Source organism: Bradyrhizobium erythrophlei (assembly GCF_900129425.1).
GTDB classification, from domain to species: domain Bacteria; phylum Pseudomonadota; class Alphaproteobacteria; order Rhizobiales; family Xanthobacteraceae; genus Bradyrhizobium; species Bradyrhizobium erythrophlei_C.
The window spans coordinates 1889009-1915930 of sequence record NZ_LT670817.1 but is presented as its reverse complement, the minus strand read 5'-3'; the positions used below and the strand labels follow the sequence as shown (position 1 = coordinate 1915930).

Genomic DNA, 26922 nt, shown 5'->3' with positions numbered 1-26922 from the left:
GCCGAAGAGTGACGCCACCATGCTAGGTGGATTTGATCAGCCTGGCCGGTCGATCCGGATCGGGACCTGGTGCCCACTAACAAGCAGGGTTTTCGTCATCGTCCAGCCGTGTACGGCACCGACCGTGATAGGGTCGCTTTTTTTGGCGTCGGTTTTTGGATTGACGGGCGAGAGCAAACATAACCTAATCAATGTACTAAAGTAGTCCTCCTGGCAGGAGGCCCTCGTGAAGGAGCTCTCAGGCTACGCATTCTCGCCGCTGCGGGAGGGGGACCTCTCGCTCTACCGGGGTTCCGGCAACGGCCTGGCGCCGATCCTGCTGGTTGCCGCGGAAGGAACGTCGCTCGGTTGCATCGAGCGGCTTGAACACGAATATGCGTTGAAAGCTGAACTTGACGCTGAATGGGCGGCGCGACCAATCGCGCTGACGCACTACAATGGCGGCATGGCGCTGGTGCTAGAGGATCCCGGCGGTGCGCCGGCCGACCGACTGCTCGGCCGGCCACTGGAGGTATCGCATTTCCTGCGCATCGCGATTCCTCTTGCGGGGGCGCTCCGTCAGATGCATGAGCGCGGCCTTATCCATAAGGACATCAAGCCGGCCAATATCCTGGTGGACGCGGCAGGCGGCGGCGTGCGGCTGACGGGGTTCGGCATTGCCTCGCGTCTGCCACGCGAGCATCAAGCTCCGGCGCCGCCGGAGGTGATCGCCGGGACGCTCGCCTATATGGCGCCGGAACAAACCGGCAGGATGAACCGCTCGGTGGACTCCCGCAGCGATCTCTATGCACTGGGTGTCACCTTCTACGAGATGCTGACGGGGACGCTGCCCTTCACCGCCGCCGATCCGATGGAGTGGGTGCACTGCCAAATCGCGCGGCAACCCATGCCGCCCGACGAGCGGATTGGGGGCGTTCCTGGGCCGCTGTCGGCCATTGTGATGAAGCTCCTCGCCAAGACCGCGGAGGAGCGCTACCAGACTGCCGCTGGTGTCGAGACTGATCTTCGAAGATGCCTCGCCGCCTGGGATTCATGCGGCCGCATCGATCGGTTCGCGCTAGGCGCGCATGATACGCCAGAGCGTTTGCTCATTCCCGAGAAACTGTATGGGCGCGAGCGCGAGATCGACACTTTGCTCGCTTCCTTCGACCGGGTCGTGACAGACGGCACCTTGGAGCTCGTGCTGGTGTCCGGCTATTCCGGGATCGGCAAGTCCTCGGTGGTGAGCGAGCTGCACAGGGCGCTGGTGCCGTCGCGCGGCCTGTTCGCGTCCGGCAAGTTCGACCAGTACAAGCGCGACATCCCGTACGCGACCCTAGGCCAGGCTTTCCAGGGCCTGGTCCGCTCGCTCCTGAGCCAAAGTGAGGTGGAGCTTGGTCGCTGGCGAGTCTCCCTGAGCGAGGCGCTGGGCCCGAATGGTCAGCTCATGGTCAATCTCGTACCCGAACTGGAACTCGTGATCGGGAAACAGCCACCGGTCGCGGAGCTGCCGCCGCAGGACGCCCAGAGCCGTTTCCAGATGGTGTTCCGGCGCTTCCTCGGGGTGTTCGCGCGCGAAGAGCACCCGCTTGCGCTGTTCCTCGATGATCTGCAATGGCTGGATAGAGCAACGCTCGGCCTCCTCGAGCATCTGGTCACGCATCCAGAGGTGCGGCACCTGCTGCTGGTTGGGGCCTACCGGGACAACGAGGTCGGCCCGGCGCACCCGCTTCTGCGGACCCTCGATGCAATCCGCGATGCCGATGTGAGGGTGCGTGAGATCGTGCTGGCACCCCTGTGGCTCGATGATCTCAACCGGCTCATCGCCGATGCCCTGCATTGCGGGCCGGAGCGCGCGAGGCCCCTGGCACAGCTGGTGCACGAGAAAACTGCTGGCAATCCATTCTTCGCGATCCAGTTCTTTATCGCGTTGGCCGACGAGGGACTGCTCGCATTCGACCCAGCCGCGCAAGCGTGGCAATGGAACATCGATCGCATCCGCGCCAAGAGCTACACCGACAACGTCGTAGATCTCATGGCCCGCAAGCTCAAGCGGTTGTCCGCCACTACCCAGGAAGCCCTAAAACAGCTCGCCTGCCTGGGCAACGTCACCGAGATCGCCACTCTAACCCTTGTTCACGGGGGAAAAGAGGGGGCGGTGCACGAGGCACTCTGGGAAGCCGTCAGCGCTGGCCTCGTCGTCCATCAGGGTAGCGCCTACAAATTCCTGCACGACCGTATCCAGCAGGCAGTTTACACACTGACTCCCGAAGAGCACCGTGCCAAAGTCCATTTGCGCATCGGCCGCGCGCTCCTGGCAGGCATGACGGCGGACGAGCGCGCCGAGCATCTGTTCGATGTCGCGAACCAATTCAACCGGAGCGCCACGCTTCTGGTCGACCGGGATGAGAAAGCGCAGGTGGCGACGATCGAACTGCGCGCCGGGCGAAAGGCCAAGGCGTCGATGGCCTATGCGTCCGCGTGCGTCTATCTCGGGGCCGGCATGGCCCTGCTCGACGAAAGCGACTGGGACAGCCACTACGATTTAACGTTCAGCCTGTGGCTCGAACGCGCGGAGTGCGAGTACCTGACCGGACAGTTGACGTCGGCTGAAGCACGGCTCTCGTTGCTATCAACCCGCGCGCGGACCATCGTCGACTCTGCCGCCGTCACCTGCGTGCGCCTCAATCTCTACACGACCCTGGACCATAGCGACAGCGCGGTCGAGGTAGGCCTGGACTATCTGCGGCGGGTCGATGACGGACGGTGGCCGCTGCACCCGACAGCGGAGGACGTCCATCAGGCTCATGATCGGCTGCTGCAGCGGCTCGGGTCCGACTCGATCGAGTCGCTGGTCGACTTGCCGCTGATGACTGATCCCGACCGGCGCGCGACCATGGACGTGCTCACGATGCTCACGTCGCCGGCCCTTTTCACCGAAGAGAATCTCTTCCGCCTCGTCGTCTGTCGGATGGCGGCCCTCAGCCTGGAGCATGGCAACAGCGACGGATCATGCCTCGCCTACGCGTGGCTGGGCAGCGTGCTGGGAATGTACTTCGGAGACTACCCGGCAGGATTCCGGTTCGGCAGTCTTGGCCTGGATCTGGTCGAAAAGCGCGGGCTCGACCGGTTCAAAGCGCGTGTCTACCTCGTGTTTGCCGTCCACGTCGTCAACTGGACGCAGAACCTGTCGATAAGCCGCGGCCTTCTGCGGCGGGCTTTCGAGGCGGCGCAGGAGGCCGGTGATCTTTCTTATGTAGCCTATAGCTGCGTCGACCTGGTCACGAATTTTCTCGCGGCCGGAGATCCGCTCGGTGAAGCCGAGCGGGAGGCCGAGAATGGACTCGAATTCGTACGGAAGATGTCGTTCGGACTCATCAGCGACTGCATGACCGGGCAGCTCAGGCTGATCCGCATGCTCCGTGGACTGAAACCGGCCGTCACATCCTTCGATGGCGCGGAGTTCGACGAGGGCGGCTTCGAGCAACGCCTCGAGAGCAAACCCCAGTTGGCCATCGGCGCGTCCTATTATTGGATTCGCAAGCTGCAAGCGTGCGTTTACGCCGGCGACTTTGCGTCGGCTGTTGTGGCTGCATCGAAAGCTGCATCGGTGCTTTGGACGACGCCGACGCAATTCGAGTTGGCTGAGTACCATTTCTACGCGGCGCTTGCGCGAGCGGCGTGTTGCGATATGGCCGCGCCCGACGAGCGGCTCCAGCACCTGGAAGCCCTGGCATCGCATCTCAAGCAGATAGCGGTCTGGGCAGACAACTGTCCTGCCGCATTCGCAAACCGGGCGGCATTGGTTGGCGCCGAACTCGCGCGTCTGGAACAGCGCGAACTGGACGCCGAACGCCTCTACGAAGCGGCCATCCGCTCCGCCCGCGAGCACGGCTTCGTGCAGAACGAGGGCCTTGCCCATGAGGTAGCCGCGCGGTTCTACGCGACGCGCGGCTTCGATACGTTCGCCCACGCCTATCTGCGGGAGGCGCGGCGCTGCTATCTGCGCTGGGGCGCGTTCGGCAAGGTGCGGCAACTCGAACAGCTTGATCCGCATCTTCGCGAGGCGCCTGTCGCTGCATCTCCCACCACGACCATTGGCGCACCCGTCGAGCAGCTGGATGTCAGGACCGTGCTCAAGGCCGCGCAGGCGGTGTCGGGCGAGATCGTCCTCGACAAGCTTATCGAGACGCTGCTGCGGATCGCAGTCGAACATGCCGGCGCCGGGCGTGGCCTGCTCATCCTGTTCCCAGCCGACAAGCCACGGATCGTGGCGGAAGCGACGACCGGCCGCGGCCAGCTTGAGGTCACGCTGCGCGGGTCGGCCGCCTCATCGGTAGAGATTCCCGAATCCGTGCTGCATTACGTGGCGCGGACGCAGGAAAACGTGATCCTTGATGACGCCTCGGCGCCAAATCCGTTTTCGGCAGATGAGTACATCTGTGAGAGACGCCCCCGGTCGGTGCTCTGCCTGCCGCTGGTGAAACAGACCAAGCTGATCGGGGTGCTCTATCTCGAGAACAACCTGACTTCGCGCGTGTTCACACCCGCCCGGACCTCGCTGCTGGAACTGCTGGCGTCGCAAGCGGCGATCTCGCTGGAGAACGCGCGCCTGTACAACGATCTCCGGGAACGCGAGGCCAGGATCCGCCGCATGGTCGATTCGAATATCATCGGGGTCATGATCTGGGATTTCCAGGGCCGGATCATCGAAGCCAACCAAGCCATTCTCGACATGCTGGGCTACAGCCGTGAAGAGCTTATCGCGAGTGGAATAGGGTGGGCGGAGCTGACGCCCGCCGAGTGGGTCGCCGCCGACCAGGATGCGTTGGCTCAGGTCAGAGCCACCGGGAGTTGCAGGCCTTACGAGAAGGAGTATTCCCGCAAAGACGGCAGCCGCGTGCCGATTCTGATCGCCGGCGCGCTTTTCGAGTGGAATCGAGACGAGGGGGTTGCCTTTATCATCGACATGACCGACCGCAAGCAGGCAGAAGAGAAGTTGCGCGAGAGCGAGGAGCGCTTTCGCGACTATGCCGAAACGGCCTCAGACTGGCTCTGGGAGACCGGACCGGATCACCGGGTCACCCGCATATCGGAGCACCTCGATGCGGTTGGTATCGCGCCCTCACTGACAATTGGCGTGGCTCGCTGGGAAATTGCAAGGGATGTAGAATCCGAACCCGAAAAATGGCGACTGCATCGGGAGATGCTCGACACACATCAGCCATTTCGCGATTTCGTCTATAGCACCCTTAACGAGAGTGGATCTCCAGTATATGTCCGAGTGAGCGGCAGGCCGATTTTCGGCGCAAAGGGAAATTTTCTCGGCTATCGGGGCACGGGCACCGACATTACCGCAAATATACGCGCAGATCACGCAGAAGAGGAGCTGCGCAAAGCGCAGATGGAACTCGCGCACGTAACGCGCGTGACGATGCTGGGCGAGTTAACCGCCTCGATCGCCCATGAAGTGAGCCAGCCGCTCGCCGCCGTCGTCGCCAATGCCGAGGCCGGTCTAAGCTGGCTGCGCCGCGGAACTCCCGACGTGGACGCAGCGTGCCGCTCAGTCGAATGGATTATCAATGACGGCAATCGGGCAAGCGAGGTGATCCGGCGCGTCCGGGCGCTTGCGAACAAGACCACCCTTGAGAAGGTGCCGCTCGACGTCAATGACATCGTGAGGGAGACCATCCCGTTGGTGCGGCGTGAGTTGATCAGCCATGGGGTATTGTTGCGAATGGAGTTAGCACCGGCTCTACCCATGATCCTTGGTGATTGGGTCCAACTGCAGCAGGTGATCATCAACCTGGTGATGAATGGCATTGAAGCGATGCAAGCGGTCACGGATCGGCCGCGCGAACTGGTGGTCCGATCAGGCCAGGACGGGCCAGGCCAAGCGCTCATCAGTGTGGCGGATTGCGGCATCGGGATCTCCGCCGAGGCTGCGGACCGACTGTTCAGCGCCTTCTTCACCACCAAATCCGGCGGCATGGGCATGGGACTCTCGATCTGCCGTTCGATCGTGGAAGCCCATGGTGGCCGGCTGCGGGCCACGGCCAACGTACCCCACGGTGCCACGTTTCAGTTCACCCTGCCGATGAACGAAGATCCTGCATTGTGAGGTTGCGCGCATGCGCAGCCGGCCCTTCCCGCGCCAACGAGGTTCTCGTTCGCAAGCTTATGCACCGAGAACAGGGCCCTCACCGATAGCAGTGTTGGCAGCGGTTCCAAATGAAATTCGGCGCGGATGCGTGAACACTTCAAAGCCGTCCGCGCGCGCGATGGCAGCAAGCGTGATACCCGCGGCATCCGCCATGCGAACAGCCAGCGCGGTGGGCGCCGAAACCGACACCATCACGCACGCCCCAATCGCAGAGCTTTTCTGCACCATCTCCACTGAAACCCGGCTGGTGAGAAGAATGATCCCCTCGTTCGCCACAATCGAAGCGCGCGCCAGTGCGCCCGACAGCTTGTCCAGCGCGTTATGCCGGCCAACGTCCTCGCGCAACGCGACGATGCCGCTCGTGACATTCCAAAACGCCGCTGCATGTACCGCGCGCGTCTCGATGTTGAGTTTCTGACGCAACGACAGCCTTTGCATGGCAGCCATGATATGTTCTGCCGAGAATTGCCGACCATGCAGGACAACCGCCGCGGGGCGCGTCGCTTCCGCGATCGATTCGATGCCGCACAATCCGCACCCTGTCGGTCCCGCGATACGCCGCTGCCGCTCCCGCAGGCGAATGGCCCCGGGCTTACTCAGCCAGATCCGCAATTCGACACCGTCATCGAGACCCACGATGTCTAATGAGTCGACATCAGCAGAAGCGTTGATGACACCTTCGCTCAGGCTAAAGCCGATCGCAAAATCCTCCATATCCAGCGGCGTCGTCATCATGACCGCATAGGTCCCGCCGTTATATGTAAGCGCTACCGCGGTCTATTCGGGAATCGAACGACTGCCCAAGCTCGGATTGCCTTCTCGCCAAATCTGGCGATGGACGATTCGGGCCGGCTCCATCACGCATTGCTCCGTTCGGGGTTATGCCGCGCGGTGAATTGCGAACGGCTTCCCCGAACACCCCGCCTATGCATATCGAACACCTTTCAACTGACCTTAATAATTTTTCCGGTCATCTCGTTGATCCAGTCGAGAGCGACGGGAAGTACACGTCACGGTCTGACGCGGTTTCTCAACTAAAAACGAATTTAGATTTTGGAAATTCGATGAATCGCACGTTCCGCCTTGTGCCCTCCTCCTGAACGAAGCGGACACGGGTCAAACTGCGCGGCTTCCAACTCCCGGTAACCATCCGGCCCCTATTGCGTGGACTGGGATAGCGTCGCCGTTCCCTTCGTTTGAGGCCCGGTTGTTGATCGGGTGCGTGCCACCTTTGGTTCGAGGGCGCCTGGTATTAGACCCGGATGATTGAACGAGAATTTAGTAGAGACGACAGGCAAGAAATCCCATCTCCACTCTATCGCGACGTTGGCTCCCCTTCCTGAGACGGACCCACGTCCAACGAGCGGCGGACGTTCGCCTATCCCAATGGAGAGTACAATGAGACGACGAGTGATGGTGATTTTGGCAAGTGCTGTGCTTGCCGGCAGCCTTGTTGCCACGGCTGCGCAAGCCCGCGGCGGCGGTGGCGGAGGACACGGTGGTGGTGGCGGCCATATGGGCGGCGGTGGCGGCCACATTGGCGGCTTTGGCGGAGGCCACATCGGCGGCTTCGGCGGGGGTCGCATCGGAGGTCTTGGCGCAGGCCACGTTGGTGGCTTTGGCGCAGGTCACATGGCGCACGCTGGCCACACGCACTTTGGAAGGCGCCGTTTCGCTGACGGCGGCTTCTACGATTATGGTCTCGGTTGCCCGTATTACACGTCATACACGTGGCAGTACAACTGCGACTACTGAGTGGTAGACCAATCCGGAAGTCGCGAGCGCGCGGCTTTCACTGCCTCGATGGGCTCGCTTCGGAGAATTGGCGCAGCAAAGCGCCAGTTCTACCGGGCGAACCCAACTCACCCGAGTGGTCGCCTTGAACCGTAGCCGTTCGAAATCGCGCGCGTACGGACGAAATTGGCGATAACAGCGGCGAGATGCCTGCGACGACGTCTCCGGCACTCACCGGTTTCACCTGAAACCTGGCTAGTGGTGTCCATATCCGGCTGTTGTGCTGACCTTGCCTCTGAACACGCTGTAGCTGATGGCCGTGTAGAGCAGCATCAGTGGAAAGACGATCAGCCCGCACCCCCAGAACATGAACATCAGACTGGACCGCGGGGCGGCCGCTTCGTCGATGGTGATGACCCCCGGGATGATGTAGGGCCAGAAGGACAGTGCCAGAGTGCCGAATGCCGACACAAAGATCACTGCGACCATGTAGAACGGCCAACGGTCGTTTTGACGGAGGATGCTGAGCGCGAGGACGATTGCCGCCACCGCGCCGATCGCCGGGAATACGAACAGATAGGGCCGGTCGATCCAGCGATGCAGGATTGGAAGGTTCTCGGCGAGAGCGTAGGCGAAGACGGCCACGAGGAACACAAGTACCCCGCCCGCGAGTACGGGAATCTGCCGATGGGCCACATCGCGAACCTCGCCGTCGCATTTCTTGGCCAGCCAGCAGGCACCGAGAAGGGCGTAGCCAAGGCACAGGCCGATGCCGCATAGCGCCGCAAACGGCGTGAACCAGCCGAACATACCACCTGAATATTGGCCATTCGTAACCTGCAACCCTTGCACCAGGACGCCGACCGTCAGCCCTTGTATGAAAGTCGCGATCAGAGATCCGCCGGCAAAGCTCAAATCCCAAATCCATCGCAGCCGCTGCGTCTTGTAGCGAAACTCGAACGCCACACCGCGCAAGATCAGGCCAAGCAGCATGATGATGAGGGCAAGATAGAACGCCGACAGCAACGTCGCATAGACGACCGGGAAAGCTCCCCACAGGATCACCGCGGTGACGACGAGCCAGGTCTCATTGCCGTCCCAGATCGGCGCGACGGAACTCAGCATGGCGCTCCGCCTGTCTTCGCTGCTCGCCAGTCCGAACAGCATGCCGACGCCGAGATCGACGCCGTCGAGCAGCACGTAGAGCAGAATGCTGATGGCCAAAAGCAAAACCCAGAACATGACCATGGTTATTCTCCGGCGCCGACGGGGCTGCGTTCGATCAGATCTTCGGTGGCCAGCGACATCGGCCGGTTCGGGACGGCAAGATGCGGAACCTCGAACAGCCGTCCACGAGGACCTGTGCGGATGAGCCGATAAATGTAAAAAGTGCCGAACAGGAAGATGAAGGCGTAGACCGCACAGAAGAGCACCAGCGAACTCGCTGCCGCGCGCGTCGTCAAGAACGGCGTCACGGCATCCGCGGTTCGCAGCACCCCATAGGCCACCCAGGGCTGACGACCGACTTCAGCGGTGAACCAGCCGGTAAGGATCGCGATGAAGGGAAGTGGAAAGCTCAGGAAAGTCAGCCAAAGCAGGGGACGAATGTACGCCAGCCGATGCTTGAAGCTCAGATAGGTGCCGAGCCAGGCGAGCCCCAGCATCACCAGACCGCATCCGACCATGATGCGGAAGCTGAAGAACGGGATGACCACCGGCGGCCAGTTTTCCGGGGGGATACTGTTGAGTCCGGTTTCCGCCGCAGTGAGACTGTCGGAATCGATCAGGCTGCCGAAAGGCGGCGGCAGCGTGATCGCGAACAGGTTGCGCCGGTTCTCCACATCCGGCCAGGCGAACAGCACTTCGGAACCCGGTTTCTCGTCATCCCAACGTCCCTCGATCGCAGCCATCTTGGAAGGCTGATAGGTGTTGACATAGATACCGTTCAGATGCCCGAAGAAGAGCTGGATCGGCATCACCACGGCGGCGAGGCCAAGGCCCATGCGCAGCATGATGCGCGACTCGGCGTGATATTCCCTCCGTAGCAAATACCAAGCGCCGGTTGCGGCAACGCAAAAGGCACCGGTCAGGTAGGCAGCCAGCAACATGTGTGGAAATCGCGACCAGACCACCGAGTTGAAGATGATCTTGGTCCAGTCATTTGGGACGAAGGCGCCATTTTCCATGACGTAACCCGATGGCACCTGCATCCAGCTGTTATTGACCATGATCCAGAACGCCGAAAACGTGGTCCCCAGCGCCACCATCGCGGTCGAAAACAAATAGAACCACGGAGGCACACGGCTGCGCCCAAAGATCAGCACGCCGAAGAACGAGGCCTCGAGCATGAAGGCCGTAAAGGTCTCGTACATCAGGAGCGGACCCTGGATCGGCCCGGCCATTTTGGACAGCACGCTCCAATTCGTGCCGAACTGGAATGCCATCACGATCCCGGATACGACACCCAGGCCGAATGCCACACCGAATATTTTCAGCCAGAATTCAAAAAGCACCTGATAGACCGGGCGCCCGGTTCTAAGATGAAGCGCTTCGAGGACGGTCAGCCACGCGGCAAGCCCGATCGTGAACGACGGGAAAATAATGTGGAACGCGATGGTGAAAGCGAACTGAAGTCGCGACAGGAGAAGCGCCGTCACATCCATTGCAATTCTCCCGACCGGGGACGAGGGCAGCGAGCGTAAGTTGGTCGTGGGACAAGGGAGGACGCCATTAAATTCGCTTTTAGTTTTTTAAATTCGAACGGAAACGGCCGTGTGGTCTAGGGTTTTCGACAAGCGGATCAAGAGAATCATTGATCAGCAATTGCTCTTCTGTTCTCGGCCACAATCCATCACTCTGCGTCACGCTGGGGGGAATTTATTCCAGACAGACCGGAACGGATGACGGTTTCGCGCAGGATCCGATAGTTCTCGCACAGGCATCGAGAGACCAGCCAATCATATCGTCGACCGGCAACAACCGATCGGTATGACGCGGCCTCCGCACGCCGCGGCCATGCCCTGGTCGAGCATCCACGGACCGCCGCTTTAAATAACTGGCTTGCCGAAGAGCTGCGCGGGGCTTAGCCGCGACGGAACCCGTTCCTGGCAGTCGAAAGGACGTCGGAGCCGGCGTCCGACGCAATGCGCCGGCGTTCACCGTCTCAGTTGCCGGCTCCGCCATGTCGATTCAGGGCATTTTCGACCCACTCGATCAACACCGGTCCGGCGAAGGGCTTGGCTAGGAAGCAGATGGCCCCTGCTTTCAGCGCACGAGCGCGGACGCTCTCATCGGGGTAGGCCGTGATAAAAATAAACGGCACGTCGTTACCGCGAGTGCGCACATGAACCAGAAGGTCCAAACCGCTCATACCGGACATCTGCACATCGGCAACAACACACGAGGAATCGTTCTGATGCGCCGACTGCAAGAAGTCCTCGGCAGACTCAAACGTGTGCACCAAATACCCATGCGAGTTGAGAAGATTATTGGTCGCGGCGCGCACGGAGGCATCGTCATCAATGACTGAAATCGCCGTAAGCATTGAAAATACGGGCCTTCCTGACGCGAGGGCAAGATGCTTAGCTTAGCAGTCCCCCAACCCAAAGGTGAGCCTCCAATCAAGATAGTGAAATAATACTTAGGTTTGTGCACGCATGAACTCGATATGGAATTACGAGCGTGCTTATCCAGGCAAAATCGAATTGGCTCTCCCAATCCTCAACGACCGTACCCGATATCATCCGCGGCTATCGGATCCTTCTAGCTGTTGATCGTTTTGTCGAGTTCCGCTGCCCAAGCCTGCTTCGAACGGATAGCGCCAGACGGACAAAAGCGCTGGCCCGTGTACCTTCGCCCAATGGTCCTCAATTATGCGCCAGGCTTGGCGCGACGGATTCCGAGCGCTTCAGCCTTTATCACCAAATCGGCCACCGACTTCGCACCCATCTTCTTCATAATGTGCCCCCGATGGATCTTTACGGTAATCTCAGCAAGCCCAAGTTCGGCGGCTACCTGTTTGTTCATGAGGCCAGACGATACCAAAGCCAGAATCTCCCGCTCGCGGGGAGTCAGAGTCTTAAATTGGCCCTGCAAGTTCGCGACGATCGTGTCGGCTTGGCGTCGCTTCCGATCCCGCTCGATCGCCATCACCACAGCGTCGAGCATCTCTTGGTCACGAAACGGTTTGGTCAGAAAATCGACTGCTCCCCCCTTCATGGCCCTGACGGTCATCGGAATGTCGCCATGGCCAGTCATAAAGATGATTGGAATATGAATGTTCGCCTTGGCTAGTTCGGTTTGGAAGTCCAGACCGCTTAATCCTGGCAACCTGATGTCAAGGACCAGGCAACTGGCGACATCCGGAAGCTTGCTCTGCAGCATTTCGGACGCCGAACCGAACACCTCGACCTTCAACCCAACCGATTCGAAAAGATTGCTGAGCGCTCTGCGCACAGACGCGTCGTCTTCGACAACGAAGACGATAGGCTCCGTGGCGCTGGCGGGCACATGCGAAGATTTGGGGCGCTCGGTCACGACGCATCCTCCTTATGCGAGGGTAGCACGAATTGAAACGTCGCGCCGGGCCCCTCATTACGGGAAGCCGACAGACGTCCCCCGTGGGCTTCCACGATCGAACGGCAGATTGAGAGTCCCATACCCATGCCGCTGGACTTGGTGGTGAAGAAGGCTTTAAACAGCCGGTCCGCACGATCGGCGGAAATCCCCACGCCACGGTCCGTCACACTTAGGAACACGCGGTGTGCCTCGTCCCGGCCTGTTCGGATCACCAGTTCCCGCGGTCGATCCGTGACCGGATGCATTGCTTCAATACCATTCATCACCAAATTGACAACCACTTGCTGCAGTTGAACCCGATCACCAAGGATCATGGCTGGATCCGGCGCCAGATCCGTTTGCAATGATACCCCGCGAGTAATTAGCTCGCGCTGTACCAGCGCGATGGCTTCTCTGACGACGTCTTTGACGTCGAGCGGCACCCTCTCGATGTCACCCTTTTTCGCGAGTGCCCGGACACGCCGGATCACCTCACCCGCCCGGTTGCCGTCATCGATAATCCATTCTACCGAGCGGCGCGCTGCGTCCATCTCGGGATTCGCGCGGTCGAGCCAGCTGAGACAGGCCTCCGCGTTCGCGATCACGGCGGCGAGCGGCTGGTTCACTTCATGGGCGATGGAGGCTGTCAGTTCGCCCAGTGTCGTCATACGCGTTACGTGTGCGAGTTCCGCCTGCGCCTCGCGCAGTGCCTGTTCGGCGTGATCCGCGCGGATCGTCGCTGTTATATTGGTGCCGGTGCCTCGATAACCAAGAAAATTGCCGCTTGCGTCAAAAAACGGCTTGCCGCTGGTTCGGACGTATACCGGAGATCGGATCCCCTTTACGGTGTACACAAAATCGCGAAATGGGTGATGTGCGTCGAGGGTCGCCCGATGCAGTCGCCATTTTTCCGGTTCCGATTCTGCATCCGTTGCAACCTCCCAGCGAGCAAGGCCGATTACGCCTGAGGGCCCGAAGCCGACGGCATTGAGGTGGTCCGATATGCGGGTGATGCGGTGGTCCGGCCCGGTCTCCCAGAGCCAGTCGGAAGCCGTCTCGGCGTAATCGCGAAAACGCTGCTCGCTCTCGCGAAGTGCCTCCTCGGCTCGCTTGCGATCCTCGATGTCGGTAGCCGACCCGTACCATTTGGTGATGTTACCCACCTCGTCGTACAGTGGCTCGGCGTGGAACAAAAACCAGCGATATTCACCATCGAAGCGCCGGAGCCGAGCTTCAAGCTCGCCTCGCATACCGGACTCGCGAATTGCGCGCCACTTTTCCAACATGCTCGTCAAGTCGTCCGGATGAAAAGCGCGAAGCCAGCCATCCCCGGCCTGGCGCTGCGAGAGGCCGGTATAGTCGAGGGCTGGTTGACTAAGAAAATCCGGGTTCCCGTCCGGTCCAGCGCGCCAGACCAGCGTCGGGATTGTGTCGATGACCAGTCGAAGGCGATCTTCTGATTTCTTGATTTCGTCAAAAGCCCTTTGCAGCGTCTCCCTTGCAGCGTACTGCTCGGTGACGTCGACATGCGTACCGATTACTTCGATGACGTCACCGTCGCTACTTACGACGGGGTGCCCCACGGAACGTACGCGCTTTGTCGATCCGTCAGGAAGAGCTATCCGGAAATCAATTTCGAAGTCCGCCTTGTCCCGGATGGCCCGGGGCACCGCTTCGATAATCCGGCGCCTGTCTTCGGGAAGAATACGATCCTGGAATGCTTGCATCGGCACATCGGCCTTTTCCGGATCGAACCCAAACAGCGGATATACTTCGGCCGACCGATACACGAACTCTCGACGGCGCACATCCCAGGCCCAACTGCTGCTATGACTCAGCCGCTGGCTTTCGGCCAAATAGGCTTCGCTGCGTCGCAACTTCCGTTCCGCTTCCCTTGCAGCCGTCACATCCATCACCGCCCCAACAAACTCGATACCGCCAGACGCATCTCTCGCACCGCGCGCCACGGCATGGAGATATTTGACTGTGCCATCCGGCATCAGCAAGCGATATTCGTGATCGAAGTCATTTCCGTCGATGGAAGCACGGTCAATGGTCCGTTGCACGGCGGCGCGGTCTTCCGGATGGGTGCGTTGGACAATAGATTCCAGGGTCGGTTTTGTCGTTCGGTCAATTTGAAAAATACGGTTGGTTTCGTCTGACCAGACGATTTCTCCGTTGGAAACATTCCATCCGAAGCTCCCGGTGCGGCTCAATCGCTGCGCTTCGGTCAGATACATTTCGCTTTGCAGCAGCGCGGCTTCAAACTGCTTTTGATCCTCAATCGCTACTTTGAGGCCATCGCGGGAACGCTGGACAGCTTCTGTGGCTTTTCTCTGCGCCGAAATCGTGAATGCAACAAAGAGAGATGTAATGCAAAACAGGATCAGACGCGGCACCTCCGAAATACCCACGGCGAATAAATTCTGCTTCCAGGTAAATGAACTAATTGGGTCCACCAGGTAATAATGGAAAGCCAGGAGGGCGAGCGTGATCGCCATCAGCGCCGGGCCAAAACCGCCAAACCATGCGGCGAAAATAACAGCGCAAAGCATCGACGATGCGATGGCCTCGGCATGCAATAGACGCGATATAAGTTCCGTAGCAATTATCGCCACGGCGACCGACAAGACCGCGATTGCATAGCAAGAAATTGTGGACGGTATTGGCGGCCTTTCAGTGAGATCAGGTTTAATCATCTCCTTGCTCGTCCCGCTGAGAAAATCGGGCTGCTGACAGCTGCCGAGTTGTATCACGACGCCCTCCACGCTGGAGGCGGACAGGATAAGCTGAAATGTCTGACCGAACCCAAAATCGCTGGACGCGTCGTCCACGAAGAGCTTGTACGCTCGAACGGTAGCCGCTCGATTTTTTGGCGAAGAATGGTATGAACCGCCGGTCCGCGTTCTCGACAGAGAACCCGATTGCGGTCCACGCAAAGTCGACGTGCCGCCAAAAAAGCGCCGAAGCACCACTGCCAGCGCAATGCTGCCGGGGAACACTGTCCGGCCGAATTTCGGAAATTCGTGATCTGGTTACGCGTCATGAGCAGAGCGTCCCGGGTCTTCGGCACGCAAGATTAGAGCATTTTAAAGAAATCCGGCAATTCGATTGCCCCCACGGCGGGCGGCGAACACGGTTCCCCGCGCCGACGCCTCTCGAAACTCCGGTGAAATCTGCGCAAAATCGAACCAACCGCGGGAATCTCGTGCGGGCAATTCTGCCTGCAAGAGCGTACCATTTTCGGCTGGCTACCCACAATCTATGCGAGCTACCGCATCCCACGTAGCTTCGCCGCGTTCTCAAATTGCGGGAATCCGCTCTGACATTGACCAGCCAATCGAGCGCGCCGCGGCAGATTGCCGGCGCTTATTAGAGGCGAACAGCAAGCGGGAGCCGCCCACCCCTTCCCCACAGGAACCACGACATCCTGCATCAACGCTACTGCGCGAAAGGATGTGCCGCCCGGAGCAGTCCGTCGAGACACTCGACCCCGACACCCGAAGGCATAGAACTTGAAGGACGAATACGCAAACCTCCGTATAACTCCTCCGATTCCTTTCGATAGCGTACGCTTACCCACGTACGATTGAGTCATCAGCCTCGATCGTCTTATCTCGCTGCTAATCTGGAAGTGCAGATAGCAGGTGGAAGATGTCCGCGACCCCCGCCAAAACGATCGAGCGCAACCGCATTAGACCCGACGGCCGGAATTCCGCATGGGCCGCGCCGGATCTGACAGACCACCAGGGTCCCAAAGGCTCGTTTCAGGTGCGGGCGCCAGCAAGAGGCGGCCACCACGCAGTACCCACGCAAGGTCAGCAGGAGGCACAAATGCGCAACAGTCCTCAGTATCAATGCAACGGCGCAGCGAAACGCTGCGCGATCTGTGACGGAAAGTTTGGTCTCGTTCGGCACTACTCCTGGCGAACCGCCCTTTGTTCAAAGAAGTGCGCTGATCGCTTCAAAATCCGCCAGGAAGGCGACCGTAGATGGCTGCCTCGATTCCAAGCCGCCTGACAGCCGTTGCGGTGAGCAACACGCGGCAGGATCAGTTCCTGCACGAGAACCACCCGTCCGGTACCAAGTTCTGCTTCGCATTGGGAGACGCAACATGAAATTCGTATTGGTGAATGGCAGGACGCCCCGCCCGAAAACCCTCTGTGTGATGTGCGATCAGCCGATCAAAGCAGGCTACCTCCGAGAAATCGGGACGGACCTCACCTACTGCAGTCACAATTGCTACGCAGATCACTGCAAAAGCGCGTTCCTGCTTCTCGAAAAGCAGGCAAGAGCATCATGAACCCTCGACGGCCAAATTAGCCGGGCCTTTGGCCAGAATCGACGGATAACCATCGTGGTGGCCACCCTGACATCAATCTATTTGGTGGCTACCGGAAAACGCGAACGGAAACTGTTGATGTACTAGCCTTATGATTTCCCGGCGAATGCCAACGCTGCGCCGCACATGCAGCTCGAAGTGATCAGAGCCAATATCACCTCGTCCGGGTTGATCGAGCCAAGAAGGCCCGTCGGAGACGGGTCGGCACTGAAGGAAGGACATTGCGATGAGAGCTCATAACACAAGCCGTAACGCCCCCCATCGGATCGACACGGCATTCGTCGGCATTGATCCAACGCCTTCGGAACCACGATCAGCCTCCATACATTTGCTGAATTCATCTAGACTTCGACAGCATCGAAGCACGCGGATGCCGTCAGCGCAGCAGAATGAAATGGTGGAGCTTGCGGCCGATATCGACGGCTTGCCCATTTCAGTGCGCTTCCTCGTCAAAGATATACCGGCGGATCTTGTCTCCAAAGGAGCCGATATTCATTCACTGCTCTCGAGCACACTCGAGAAGATGGTTGATCGAATGCGCGGATATTCCTTGCGACGTGACGACTGCTCAAAACAGCCGCTCGCGATGGTTGAATTGATATCGAGCGGAGAACCGTTGGTCCAACCGCCAGCTCCGTCGAGCGACACGGTACTGCGCGTGGGACCGCTGGAGCTAGATCTGCTCGATCGAACTGCGAAGCGTGGCGACCGTCAGATCGATCTGCGGCCACGCGAGTTTCGGTTACTCAAGTACATGATGCAACGGAGCGACGAATTTCTGACGCGGGCAACTCTCTTGAAAGAGGTATGGCACTATAAATTCGTTCCTGAAACCAACCTTGTCGATGTTCATATGGGCCGCCTGCGTCGGAAGGTCGACGGGCCAAATGAGCCGCCCATGATTCACAACGCCCGTGGCATCGGCTTCATTCTACGTGCGACTCCCCTCCCGGAGAGTTCACCGTCGAGACCTGTCGAACGATCAGGAAATCTGGCCCTCGCGGCAAATTATCAGCGGTCGATCGAAAGAGGGGTGCAACCGTGACCCAGATTTCACGGGACAGCTTGCATAAATAAGCGTTACGGTCTCGTTGCGGATTTATCTTCGATAGCTTGTGCATTTCCGGTTTGGGCGCAGCAACGGGGCGGACCAGCTCTCGCGAAACCAGCGTCACGGTGACTCGTGATGTGATGACTCCGGAATCCGGCCTCGGTCCAGCCTGGATCAGGCAATCATGTGCATCGAGACCTCCGCGAACGGAGAAGCGGCCGCACGCTCAAGTAAGGCCGCCGGAGTTTCGGATCCAGGCCCTCGTTAAGCGATGCTGCTAAAACGCTGAATTGACGGAAAAGGTCATCGCCAAGGCCGTTGCCCGGGGGCAAAGCAGACGTTCGCATTTCGACGTGGCACAAATGTCATTGCGCAGAAGTCGGGACCTTTGCCCGATCATCTCGTCAGCGATGGGCGGGCGTCCAAGATTGCACTTCATAGTCTCCGACGCAAAGCAGGGAGCGCTATGGAAGAGGTCGGACTGATGGAATTTCGTTTCCAGCATCGTCTTTCCAGATAACGGCAGCCTGCCAAATCGTTCGTGGCTACCGCTCCGGACGTGATTTCTTCTCCCACTTGCACGCGCAAGTTGCTATTAATTCGGTGTGACCGTATCGCGTTGGCAGTGCGTTCTTATTGACCTGACGTTTTTGACTTGACCTGACGTGTTGCCGCTTCCGACCCGGATTGTCACTCGACGCGGAAAACAGGCGAGGGTGTGACACCAGGTTTCGGGCCAATGGCAGATTATACTGGCGATCACGAGCAACGGAGACCACATCGTGCAGCTGGGAAGCGCAATAATTTTGCCGGCAGTCGCTATCTGCCTGGCATCATGTTCGCAAGAAGTCGAGTACACGGATCAGCAACGTGCTTGCATCGCCCAGCGATACACTGAGTTTGATGCAAGGAAGCTCAGTCAGTGCGTTGATGTGTGCAAAGCCTGCATGAACGGTAACGATGTTACCTGCAATACTTCGTGTAAGCTCAAAGGCGCGAGTTGAGTCGAATCCGGTGCAGCTGGCAATCACGTGCGGCGCGTCGCCACACCGGGCCTTTGCGCGCTTGAAACCGGGTTCGGTGCGAGGGCCCAGGATTCGTTCGCATCACTGGAACCAATCAGTAATCGGCGGGATTGGTACGAAATCGCCGCAACAAAGGTGGATGTCATGCGTATAGGATATACCCGACCGTTTTCATTTCAGATCGGGCGGCGTCCCGAAACGACGGTTTCCAGCGTTCGTCACGGCGTCACCGAGATCACCTTGAGCGACGGTCGGTTGGTACGCGCGACGTTGCACGTTAAGTCCGTTAAGGTCGATCCGACAAAGCCCGGCGCTATCGACGTATCTTATAACGTTATCGCCGAAGTCATGGCGACACCGGACACGCCCATTTGCGACGTTCACGAAACGATACAATGATTCGTGTCGCGCTCTAAAATGGCGCCTCGGGAGCGATTTACAGATTGCACCGTGGCGAAAGGTCCAAAGACCTTAAAAGACTGCCCACGGCGTCCTGCCGGCAATGCCAGACCTCGGCCTTTGCGCTCACGGGATATTCGCCCACGGTTTTCTTCGATTCTTTGCTCTTCGTATGCCTGCGAGGCGGCGCGACCGGGGCAATCCGGGCATTGGCGTCTTGCCAATGCTTGCTCGCAATCTTCCTGGTCGTCTCGGAACTGGCCGATGGAGTTTCCACGGGCCTCGTCTCGGGACTGGCCGACGGAGTTTCCACAGGCCCGGTCTCGGGAACGACCGATGGAGTTTCTACAGGCCTCGTCCCGGTGGCTGGCACGACAATCCCGGTCTCCCCAGGAGTGTCGGCCAGTTCCAGCCTGTCGGACTTCGCCGATTCGTTCAGTGCAAAGGCCGGCTCCATCTTGCCTTGATGCTGCGCCTGCTCAGCCGGCGGCGTAGCGGCCTTGATCGCAATCGCGGCGCCCAAGCCAATCAAACAAAAAAGGGCGAACCATATCGTCCTGGACATTCTCGATCCCAACGCCCCTGCCGTTTGGATCCGGATGTGATCCAATCTTCAAGACTGAATTCGGGCGGCTCGGTGGCAAGTAATGTGAATCTGGAGCGCAGCAGCAGCGTTCCGCGTCCGTCTAAGGGATCCAAAAACAGACGGATACCAGGGCCGGATGATACCCAAGGCTCTCACCGACCGCGGGCGCCTAGCCGTGTTTGACCCCATGGATGATGGCCGTTGTCGCGGGGTCCGGAGCGACAGTGCGCGAAACCTGTGCACTCGTCAACTCGGCATCTGAATAGACCTCGAAGGCGATGGTAATCAGCGCCGACACAAAAATGATGAAAAACGTTTTCATGGTGCGACTTGTCGGCACTGAATGCGGCGGAATCAGTCAGACAACTCGGCGAAAAATGGAAGTTTCGTTTCTCAGAGACCGAAGGCAGGCGTAACTCTTATCGCAATCCCTCTTCGTTTCTATCGCCGCCGGGCTCGTCCCAGGCCGGGGGATCACGGCACTTAATTCCTCGGCGCCGCGGAAAATCAAAACCTGATGCCAGAGACGCGAGCCACTGACTTGGCAAAAGCCGCGAGGCCCGTCGCTTCAGTCCGTCACAGCTATCCCGAGTGGGGTTGCCAGTTGCTCCCCGACCACAGCGTCCGACGAATCGACCTCCCGAAGCACCACATCGTAGCCCCAGAGATCGGCCAGGTGCTGGAGCACGCGCTGGGTGTCGGCCTCATCGAGTTGGGCGCCCTTGACGACAGCATGGCGCAACATCAGACGACGATCGCCGGCCAGGTCAACATCGACCACCTCGATGTTGGCATCGATGAAGCCGATGTCGTACTGCTTGGCCAATTCCCGACGGATACGGCGGTAGCCCCGATTATCATGGATCGCATCGACCTTGATACCGGCGCGTTCCTCCGGATCATCGTGCAGATGGAACATGCGGAAGTGTCGCATCAATCGCGGGCTGAGGAACTGACTGATAAAGCTTTCGTCGCGATAGTTGGCCCAGACATCGCGCAGCACCGCCATCACGTCACCGGTTCCGGCGATGTCGGGGAACCACTCGCGATCCTCGTCGTCGGGATTTGAAACGATGCGTTCGATGTCCTGCATCATCGCGAAGCCGAGCGCATAGGGGTTGAAGCCCGAAAAGCGCGGATCGTCGAAATCAGGCTGAAACACCACATTGGTATGCGACTGCAGGAATTCGAGAAAATTGCCGTCGGAAATAAGGCCTCGATCGTGCAGCGCGGTCATGATGCGGTAATGCACGTAGGTCGCAGTACCCTCGTTCATGACCTTGGTCTGACTTTGCGGATAAAAATACTGCGCGATGTGGCGCACGATCCGGAGCAATTCGCGCTGCCAGGGCTGCAGGCGCGGCGCCGCCTTTTCGAGGAAATACAGGATATTTTCCTGCGGCAGTCCGAGCAAGCTGCGGCGACGCTCAGCATTGAGCACGGCCTCGCTCTTGACCGCCCTGGTCGGAACGGTCCGCCATAGATCGTTGAACTCGGTCTCCCGATGCCGGCGACGCTCATCGGTGCGCTTTTCTTCGGCCCGAAGATCGAGCTTCTTCTTGCCGAGATAACGATCGATCCCGTGCGACATTAGCGCGTGCGCGGCGTCCAGTGTTTGCTCGACCGCCAACCCGCCATGCCGCTCCTCGCACTGTGCGACATAGTTCTTGGCAAAATCGAGATAGTTGAGAATTCCCTCGGCATCCGTCCATTGCTTGAACAGATAGTTGTTCTTGAAGAAGTGGTTGTGGCCGAACGCCGCGTGGGCGATCACCAGCGTCTGCATGGTCGCGGTGTTTTCCTCCATCAGATAGGAAATGCACGGCGAGCTGTTGATCACGATCTCATAGGCGAGACCCATCAGTCCCTTGCGGTAGAAGGCTTCCTGGTGGGCAAAATGCTTTCCGAACGACCAATGCTTGTAGAACAGCGGCATGCCGACCGACGAATAGGCATCCAGCATCTGCTCCGCGGTGATGACCTCGATCTGGTTGGGGTAGGTGTCGAGGCCCAGTTCAGTTCGCGCAATCTCCTCGCAGGCGTCGTGAATGCGCTGCAACGTGGGGAAGTCCCAGTCCGCTCCTTCAAACAATCGTTCAGTAGTCGTAGTCATGACGCGGCCTTCTCGTGCTTGCCACGGCGGTGGAACAGGTCGTGAAAGACCGGAAAGATTTCACTGCGCTCGCTGACCTTGCGCATCGAGAGCGGCGCGCCATCGGCGCGCAAGCGCTGATACAGCGCCCAAAGCGATGACTCGGACATATCGAACGTGCTGCCACCGGCCTCTCCGACTTCCAGGTAGGCAAAGAACTGGCTGACCGGAAGTATCATCTCGGTCAGCAGCCGGCCCACGGCAGCTGCATCCGAACTGGAATTATCGCCGTCGGAGGCCTGGGCGGCATAGATGTTCCAGTCCGCCGGACGAAACCGCGACCTGACGATCTCGTGCATCGCCTGCAGCGCACTCGACACCAGGGTGCCGCCGGACGCCGGGCCGTGAAAGAACGTATCCTCGTCGACCTCTTCGGCCCGATCGGTGTGGCGAATGAACACGATCTCGACATGCCGATAGCGCCGCGTCAAAAACACGTAGAGCAGCATGTAGAAGCGCTTGGCCAGATCCTTCATGTGCTCGGACATCGAGCCGGACACGTCCATCAGGCAGAACATCACGGCCTGGGCCACCGGCTTCGGCACGGTTTCGAAGCGGCGAAATCGGATGTCGATCGGATCGATGAACGGAATCCGGCGAAGCTTTGCCTTCAATGCGTCGATCTCGGCCATCAGTTCGATGCGGCGCGCCTCGTCGCAATCTGCAAGTTCGGCCTCCAGTTGAGCGATCGTCTCCGGCCGCGGCCGCCGCAACGCGACCCGCCGGGCCAAAGCGAGCCGAACCGTGCGGCTCACCGAAATATTCGCGGGCGAGCCGGAGGTCGAATAGCCGGCCCGGCGAAGTCCTTCGCTTTCCGCCTCGGCGAGCTTGCGTTTGGCGAGATCCGGCAATTCGAGATCGTCCAGGAACAGATCGACGAATTCATCGCGGCTTAGAACGAACCGGAACGCATCCTCGCCGTCGCCTTCGCCCGGCGCGGACGCTTTCCCGCTGCCTTGCCCCGAACGCGGAAGCATGTCGCCTTCGACGAACTTCTTGTTGCCGGGGAGCACCATATCGCGCGTGCCGCCTTCGCGGCGAAACCGCGGCTCATTCATCCCATCGAGCGGGATGCTGACCTCGCCGCCCTCCAGGACATCCTTGATGTCGCGTTCCTGGGAGGATTTCTTGACCGCGCCCTGAACCAACGACTTGGCGCGCCGCAAAAACCGCTGGCGGTTTTCCAGGCTCTTGCTGCCCGGATTCAGGCGCCTGTCAATGATGTGCATAACCACGTTGCATCCACCCTCAACCGGCTTGCTTCACCCGCATATACCATTCGACCAGCCGGCGAACCTGACGCTCGGTATAGCCGCGTGCCGTCATCCGCGCGACAAACTCGCCGTGCTTCTTTTCGGTATCGCCGTCCTTTTTCGTGCCGAACGAGATCACCGGAAGCAGGTCTTCGACCTGCGAGAATATCCGTTTTTCGATGACTTCGCGGATCTTTTCATAGCTGGTCCAGGACGGGTTCTTGCCGCTATTCTGAGCCCGCGATCGCAGCGAGAATTTGACGACCTCGTTGCGGAAGTCCTTGGGGTTGGCGATGCCCGCGGGCTTCTCGATCTTGGTCAGTTCCTGGTTGAGAAGCTCGCGATTGAGCAACTGGCCGGTATCGGGGTCCTTGAAGTCCTGATCCTCGATCCAGGCATCGGCATAGTCGACATAGCGATCGAACAGGTTCTGGCCATAATCCGAATAGGATTCGAGATAGGCCTTCTGAATCTCGTGACCGATGAATTCGGCATAGCGCGGCACCAGTTCGGCCTTGATGAATTCGAGGTAGCGTTTTTCGACTTCCTCGGGAAGCTGCTCGCGGCGGATCGACTGCTCCAGCGCATACATCAGGTGAACCGCGTCTGCGCCCAGTTCCGCGGTGTCGTGATTATAGGTCGCAGCCAGGACCTTGAATGCGAAGCGCGTCGAAACACCGTCCATGCCTTCGTCGACGCCGGCGGCATCCTTGTATTCCTGGACGCTGCGCGCCTTCGGATCGGATTCCTTGAGGCTTTCACCGTCATAGACCCGCATTTTCGCAAACAGCGTCGAATTCTCGTGCTTGCGCAGCCGCGACATCACCGAGAAGCGCGCCAGCGTCTCCAGCGTCGCGGGCGCGCACGGCGCCGCCGCCAGCTCCGATCCCTGAATGAGCTTCTGATAGATTTTCTGCTCCTCGGTCACCCGCAGGCAGTAGGGCACCTTGATGACGCAGATGCGATCGATGAAGGCTTCGTTATTCTTGTTGGCCTTGAAGCTTTGCCATTCGGACTCGTTCGAATGCGCGAGCACGACACCGGTAAAGGGAATCGCGCCGATATTCTCGGTGCCGATATAGTTGCCTTCCTGCGTCGCCGTCAGCAGCGGGTGCAGCATCTTGATCGGCGCCTTGAACATTTCGACGAATTCGAGAATGCCCTGGTTGGCGCGGTTCAAGCCGCCGGAATAGCTGTAGGCGTCGGGGTCGTTCTGGGCAAAAGTCTCGAGCTTGCGAATGTCGACCTTGCCGACCAGTGAGGAGATATCCTGATTGTTCTCGTCGCCGGGCTCGGTTTTCGCGACCGCGATCTGGCGCAAACGCGAGGGCTGGATTTTGGCGACGCGGAATCGTGAAATGTCGCCACCGAACGCTTCGAGCCGCTTGTAGCACCAGGGGCTCATCAGTCCATTGAGGCGGCGGCAGGGAATGCCGTATTTTTCCTCAATCATCGGACCAAGCGATTCCGGATCGAACAGGCTGAGCGGGCTCTCGAACACCGGACTGAGCTCGTCGCCGGCCTTCAAAACGTAGATTGGATTGACTTCCATCAACGACTTCAGCCGTTCCGCCAGCGACGATTTCCCGCCGCCGACCGGCCCGAGAAGATAGAGAATCTGCTTGCGCTCTTCCAGGCCTTGCGCCGCATGCCGGAAGAACCCGACGATGCGCTCGATGGTTTCTTCCATGCCATAAAATCCGGTGAAGGCAGGATAGACGCGCATGGTCCTGTTCAAAAAAATACGGCCAAGGCGGGGATGCCTGGCCGTGTCGATCATCTGGGGTTCACCGATCGCAGCCAGCAGCCGCTCGGCGGCATTGGCATATCGCATCGGATCGCCTCGACACGATTCCAGATATTCCGCCATCGACATGTCGGCCTCGCTCCGAGCCTCGTAGGACCGGGCGAAAGCGTTGAACAGAGAATCGTTGTACATGATCCTTTTCCTAACTACGTGGGTCGGATTTCTGGGAAAGCGACGCTTTGCAGCCGTCATCAACGTCGCGGACGCTCAATCGCGCATCAGTCGCTGCTGACGATCGTTGGACAGCCGCAAAGCGCATATCAGCGAAATATGAGATAGGAACACGCATGATTCCTTCCGCTGCCGTTGCCGGAAAATTCAGCAAAACCGGGCTATCAAGTGGATCAGCACACTCCCGGATCTTCAAATCTACGACCGGATTGTCGAACCTAAGGTCGAAATAAGTCTCTTCAGCTGATCTGGGCCATTGGACTTGCGTATTTTCAATCGAAACCTTCAGGGGAGATCGGATGACAAAGGGGTTGGGGCGATTATACCTAGGTGTGCATTCTGTCGTCGAACCGCCGTTTGGGAGCATCCGTGATTGAAAGGCTTTTGGGACCCGAACGCGTGGCGTTCCCAACCGATCCGGCTGATCGACGTCGTGACCCACGCCGGCCTGCCGCGCGAAGCCCAACGCACCAACGGGCAGCCGAACTGGACGACGCGGGACCTCATCGCGCATCATCGAAATCCATAAGCCGTCGAAGTGAGAAAATACGTCCAGCTCCGCGAGCGCTTTTTAGGCTTCGCTTTCGCGGATTACGGCAGTTGGCCGGCAGCCAGCTAAAGTTTGCGGGATAGCCTGTTAGCCGAGCTGTTCGTCTCGGACGGGAAACTGGTGGGGCGAAAAGGAACTCCCCACCTCCGGTTCCGGAACCCACCGAAACCCAATGAAATAGGGCTTCGACAGTGGGCCGGCTTACAGGCGAGGACGACGACATGTCCGACAAACTTCGATCCCGCGAGCGTTGCGGCGAGGCTTTTCGGCGAGCGCACCCTAAGTCACAGGCAGCCACGCTCGTCTGTCCGATATTCGCTAGCTGTTCAGGATCGACTCTCCATCCAGATGCTGAGGGAAGAAGAAAAAATTATTGACGTAAGATTGCCCGCTCTTGCGACCGCCGTCGGGAAGAAGTGCACTGGCGTCCTGCAAATCCGCGGGACGAAATTGGTCGATCGGGATCGCATTGCCCTGCTTCAGGAAGAAGCCCCTGTAGGATCGCCTCTCAAAGAATTCGAAAATCGAACGGGTCGCTTGCACACGGTGCCGGTCCTCCGCTTCGACCAGGAAAACCGGCTGACTGTGCTCAAGTAGTTCGACCGCGCCATTGAGGACATTCAACTCATGTCCTTCCACATCGATTTTTACAAAGGCAACGTCCTGATGGACAATCGCATCCAGGCGCGCGGTCGGCACGTTGATCGAAACCACCTCCTTGTTCGACGAACCGAGCCTGGGTTCGAGCGAAGCGAGGCCGTAGACCGGTTCCCTTTCGTTCTGCGGAATGAATAATTCTGCGCTGCCGGTTTGATCGGACAACGCAATCTCATGAACACTCACATTGGATGCTGAGGTTCGCCGGAGCAGATCAGCCATCTTGCGGGAAGGCTCGAACGCATGGACTTTCCTCGAAAGGCGCGCCAGTTTGCGGGTGTAGAGCCCACAATTTGCACCGACATCGACAGTCACGGCACCCTCCGGCACGATCCTGTCGAGATATAACAGCTCCGGATCCGCCGATTTCGGATGATGCATCAGGTGCCAGTGCACCCAGATCGATGGAAACGTTTCCTTCAGCATTTCTTTTGTTCGTTGCCTTGCGCTCATCTCGGCCGTCTTTCTTTTATTGCGTGTTCGAGGAGGTGATGGT

At 59.2% G+C, this 26922-nt stretch carries 15 protein-coding genes and 1 pseudogene; 5 read left to right on the top strand and 11 right to left on the bottom strand.

The window, feature by feature from the left end; all coding sequences use genetic code 11:
* The first annotated feature begins 226 nt into the window (after positions 1–226).
* Positions 227–6100 carry an ATP-binding sensor histidine kinase gene (locus tag B5527_RS09110; protein ID WP_197689294.1) on the top strand — a complete coding sequence of 1958 codons (5874 nt, stop codon included), beginning with the start codon at positions 227–229 and terminating at the stop codon, positions 6098–6100.
* A gap of 57 nt (positions 6101–6157) precedes the next feature.
* On the opposite strand, the pseudogene fdhD reads toward B5527_RS09110, so the two are convergent.
* Positions 6158–7003, bottom strand: a pseudogene (fdhD, locus tag B5527_RS09105) (formate dehydrogenase accessory sulfurtransferase FdhD).
* Positions 7004–7540: 537 nt separating this feature from the next.
* Here fdhD and B5527_RS09100 point away from each other — a divergent pair.
* Positions 7541–7897 (top strand): hypothetical protein, encoded by a 357-nt coding sequence (locus B5527_RS09100; protein WP_079607173.1) that lies wholly within the window; start codon positions 7541–7543, stop codon positions 7895–7897.
* A 234-nt stretch (positions 7898–8131) separates the two neighbouring features.
* On the opposite strand, the gene cydB is transcribed toward B5527_RS09100, so the two are convergent.
* From cydB to B5527_RS09075, 5 genes are all read right to left on the bottom strand, one after another.
* Complete coding sequence (gene cydB, locus B5527_RS09095; protein WP_079600990.1) at positions 8132–9124, bottom strand: cytochrome d ubiquinol oxidase subunit II; 993 nt, start codon at positions 9122–9124, stop codon at positions 8132–8134.
* A 2-nt stretch (positions 9125–9126) separates the two neighbouring features.
* Complete coding sequence (locus B5527_RS09090) at positions 9127–10539, bottom strand: cytochrome ubiquinol oxidase subunit I (RefSeq protein WP_079600989.1); 1413 nt, start codon at positions 10537–10539, stop codon at positions 9127–9129.
* Positions 10540–11039: 500 nt separating this feature from the next.
* Entirely contained in the window at positions 11040–11420 is a 381-nt protein-coding gene (locus B5527_RS09085; protein WP_079600988.1) for a response regulator transcription factor, read from the bottom strand.
* 326 nt (positions 11421–11746) lie between these two features.
* A complete protein-coding gene (locus tag B5527_RS09080) occupies positions 11747–12412 on the bottom strand; it encodes a response regulator transcription factor (protein ID WP_079600987.1) in 666 nt (221 codons plus the stop codon).
* Positions 12409–15267 carry a PAS domain-containing protein gene (locus tag B5527_RS09075; protein WP_079600986.1) on the bottom strand — a complete coding sequence of 953 codons (2859 nt, stop codon included), beginning with the start codon at positions 15265–15267 and terminating at the stop codon, positions 12409–12411. The genes B5527_RS09080 and B5527_RS09075 overlap by 4 nt, the downstream gene beginning before the upstream one ends.
* Positions 15268–17145: 1878 nt before the next feature.
* Here B5527_RS09075 and B5527_RS09060 point away from each other — a divergent pair.
* Both B5527_RS09060 and B5527_RS43650 read left to right on the top strand, forming a co-directional pair.
* Positions 17146–17820, top strand: coding sequence for a winged helix-turn-helix domain-containing protein (locus B5527_RS09060; protein WP_172842519.1), 675 nt, complete (start codon positions 17146–17148; stop codon positions 17818–17820).
* A 1037-nt stretch (positions 17821–18857) separates the two neighbouring features.
* Positions 18858–19250, top strand: a complete 393-nt coding sequence (locus tag B5527_RS43650; protein ID WP_154072119.1) for a hypothetical protein — start codon at positions 18858–18860, stop codon at positions 19248–19250.
* 755 nt (positions 19251–20005) lie between these two features.
* Here the strand turns inward: B5527_RS43650 and B5527_RS43645 are convergent.
* The 4 genes from B5527_RS43645 to B5527_RS09030 all read right to left on the bottom strand — a co-directional run bounded on the left by B5527_RS43645 (position 20006) and on the right by B5527_RS09030 (position 25180).
* Positions 20006–20158 carry a hypothetical protein gene (locus B5527_RS43645; protein WP_154072118.1) on the bottom strand — a complete coding sequence of 51 codons (153 nt, stop codon included), beginning with the start codon at positions 20156–20158 and terminating at the stop codon, positions 20006–20008.
* A gap of 246 nt (positions 20159–20404) precedes the next feature.
* Positions 20405–21949: a SpoVR family protein gene (locus tag B5527_RS09040; RefSeq protein WP_079600980.1), complete on the bottom strand. Its 1545-nt coding sequence runs from the start codon at positions 21947–21949 to the stop codon at positions 20405–20407.
* Positions 21946–23217 (bottom strand): YeaH/YhbH family protein, encoded by a 1272-nt coding sequence (locus B5527_RS09035; protein WP_172842518.1) that lies wholly within the window; start codon positions 23215–23217, stop codon positions 21946–21948. The genes B5527_RS09040 and B5527_RS09035 overlap by 4 nt, the downstream gene beginning before the upstream one ends.
* A gap of 19 nt (positions 23218–23236) precedes the next feature.
* Positions 23237–25180 carry a PrkA family serine protein kinase gene (locus tag B5527_RS09030; protein WP_079600978.1) on the bottom strand — a complete coding sequence of 648 codons (1944 nt, stop codon included), beginning with the start codon at positions 25178–25180 and terminating at the stop codon, positions 23237–23239.
* A gap of 412 nt (positions 25181–25592) precedes the next feature.
* Between B5527_RS09030 and B5527_RS43640 the strand changes: the two genes are divergently transcribed.
* Positions 25593–25748 (top strand): hypothetical protein, encoded by a 156-nt coding sequence (locus tag B5527_RS43640; protein ID WP_154072117.1) that lies wholly within the window; start codon positions 25593–25595, stop codon positions 25746–25748.
* Positions 25749–26087: 339 nt separating this feature from the next.
* On the opposite strand, the gene B5527_RS09025 is transcribed toward B5527_RS43640, so the two are convergent.
* Positions 26088–26852: an FkbM family methyltransferase gene (locus B5527_RS09025; protein ID WP_245332553.1), complete on the bottom strand. Its 765-nt coding sequence runs from the start codon at positions 26850–26852 to the stop codon at positions 26088–26090.
* Between the last annotated feature and the right edge of the window lie 70 nt (positions 26853–26922).

Coding starts and splice junctions, on each gene's coding strand:
- B5527_RS09100 (WP_079607173.1), top strand. CDS start 7,541: ATGAGACGACGAGTGATGGTGATTTTGGCAAGTGCTGTGCTTGCCGGC.
- cydB (WP_079600990.1), bottom strand. CDS start 9,124: ATGGTCATGTTCTGGGTTTTGCTTTTGGCCATCAGCATTCTGCTCTAC.
- B5527_RS09090 (WP_079600989.1), bottom strand. CDS start 10,539: ATGGATGTGACGGCGCTTCTCCTGTCGCGACTTCAGTTCGCTTTCACC.
- B5527_RS09085 (WP_079600988.1), bottom strand. CDS start 11,420: ATGCTTACGGCGATTTCAGTCATTGATGACGATGCCTCCGTGCGCGCC.
- B5527_RS09060 (WP_172842519.1), top strand. CDS start 17,146: ATGCCGTCAGCGCAGCAGAATGAAATGGTGGAGCTTGCGGCCGATATC.
- B5527_RS43645 (WP_154072118.1), bottom strand. CDS start 20,158: ATGAAAACGTTTTTCATCATTTTTGTGTCGGCGCTGATTACCATCGCC.
- B5527_RS09040 (WP_079600980.1), bottom strand. CDS start 21,949: ATGACTACGACTACTGAACGATTGTTTGAAGGAGCGGACTGGGACTTC.
- B5527_RS09035 (WP_172842518.1), bottom strand. CDS start 23,217: ATGCACATCATTGACAGGCGCCTGAATCCGGGCAGCAAGAGCCTGGAA.
- B5527_RS09030 (WP_079600978.1), bottom strand. CDS start 25,180: ATGTACAACGATTCTCTGTTCAACGCTTTCGCCCGGTCCTACGAGGCT.
- B5527_RS09025 (WP_245332553.1), bottom strand. CDS start 26,852: ATGCTGAAGGAAACGTTTCCATCGATCTGGGTGCACTGGCACCTGATG.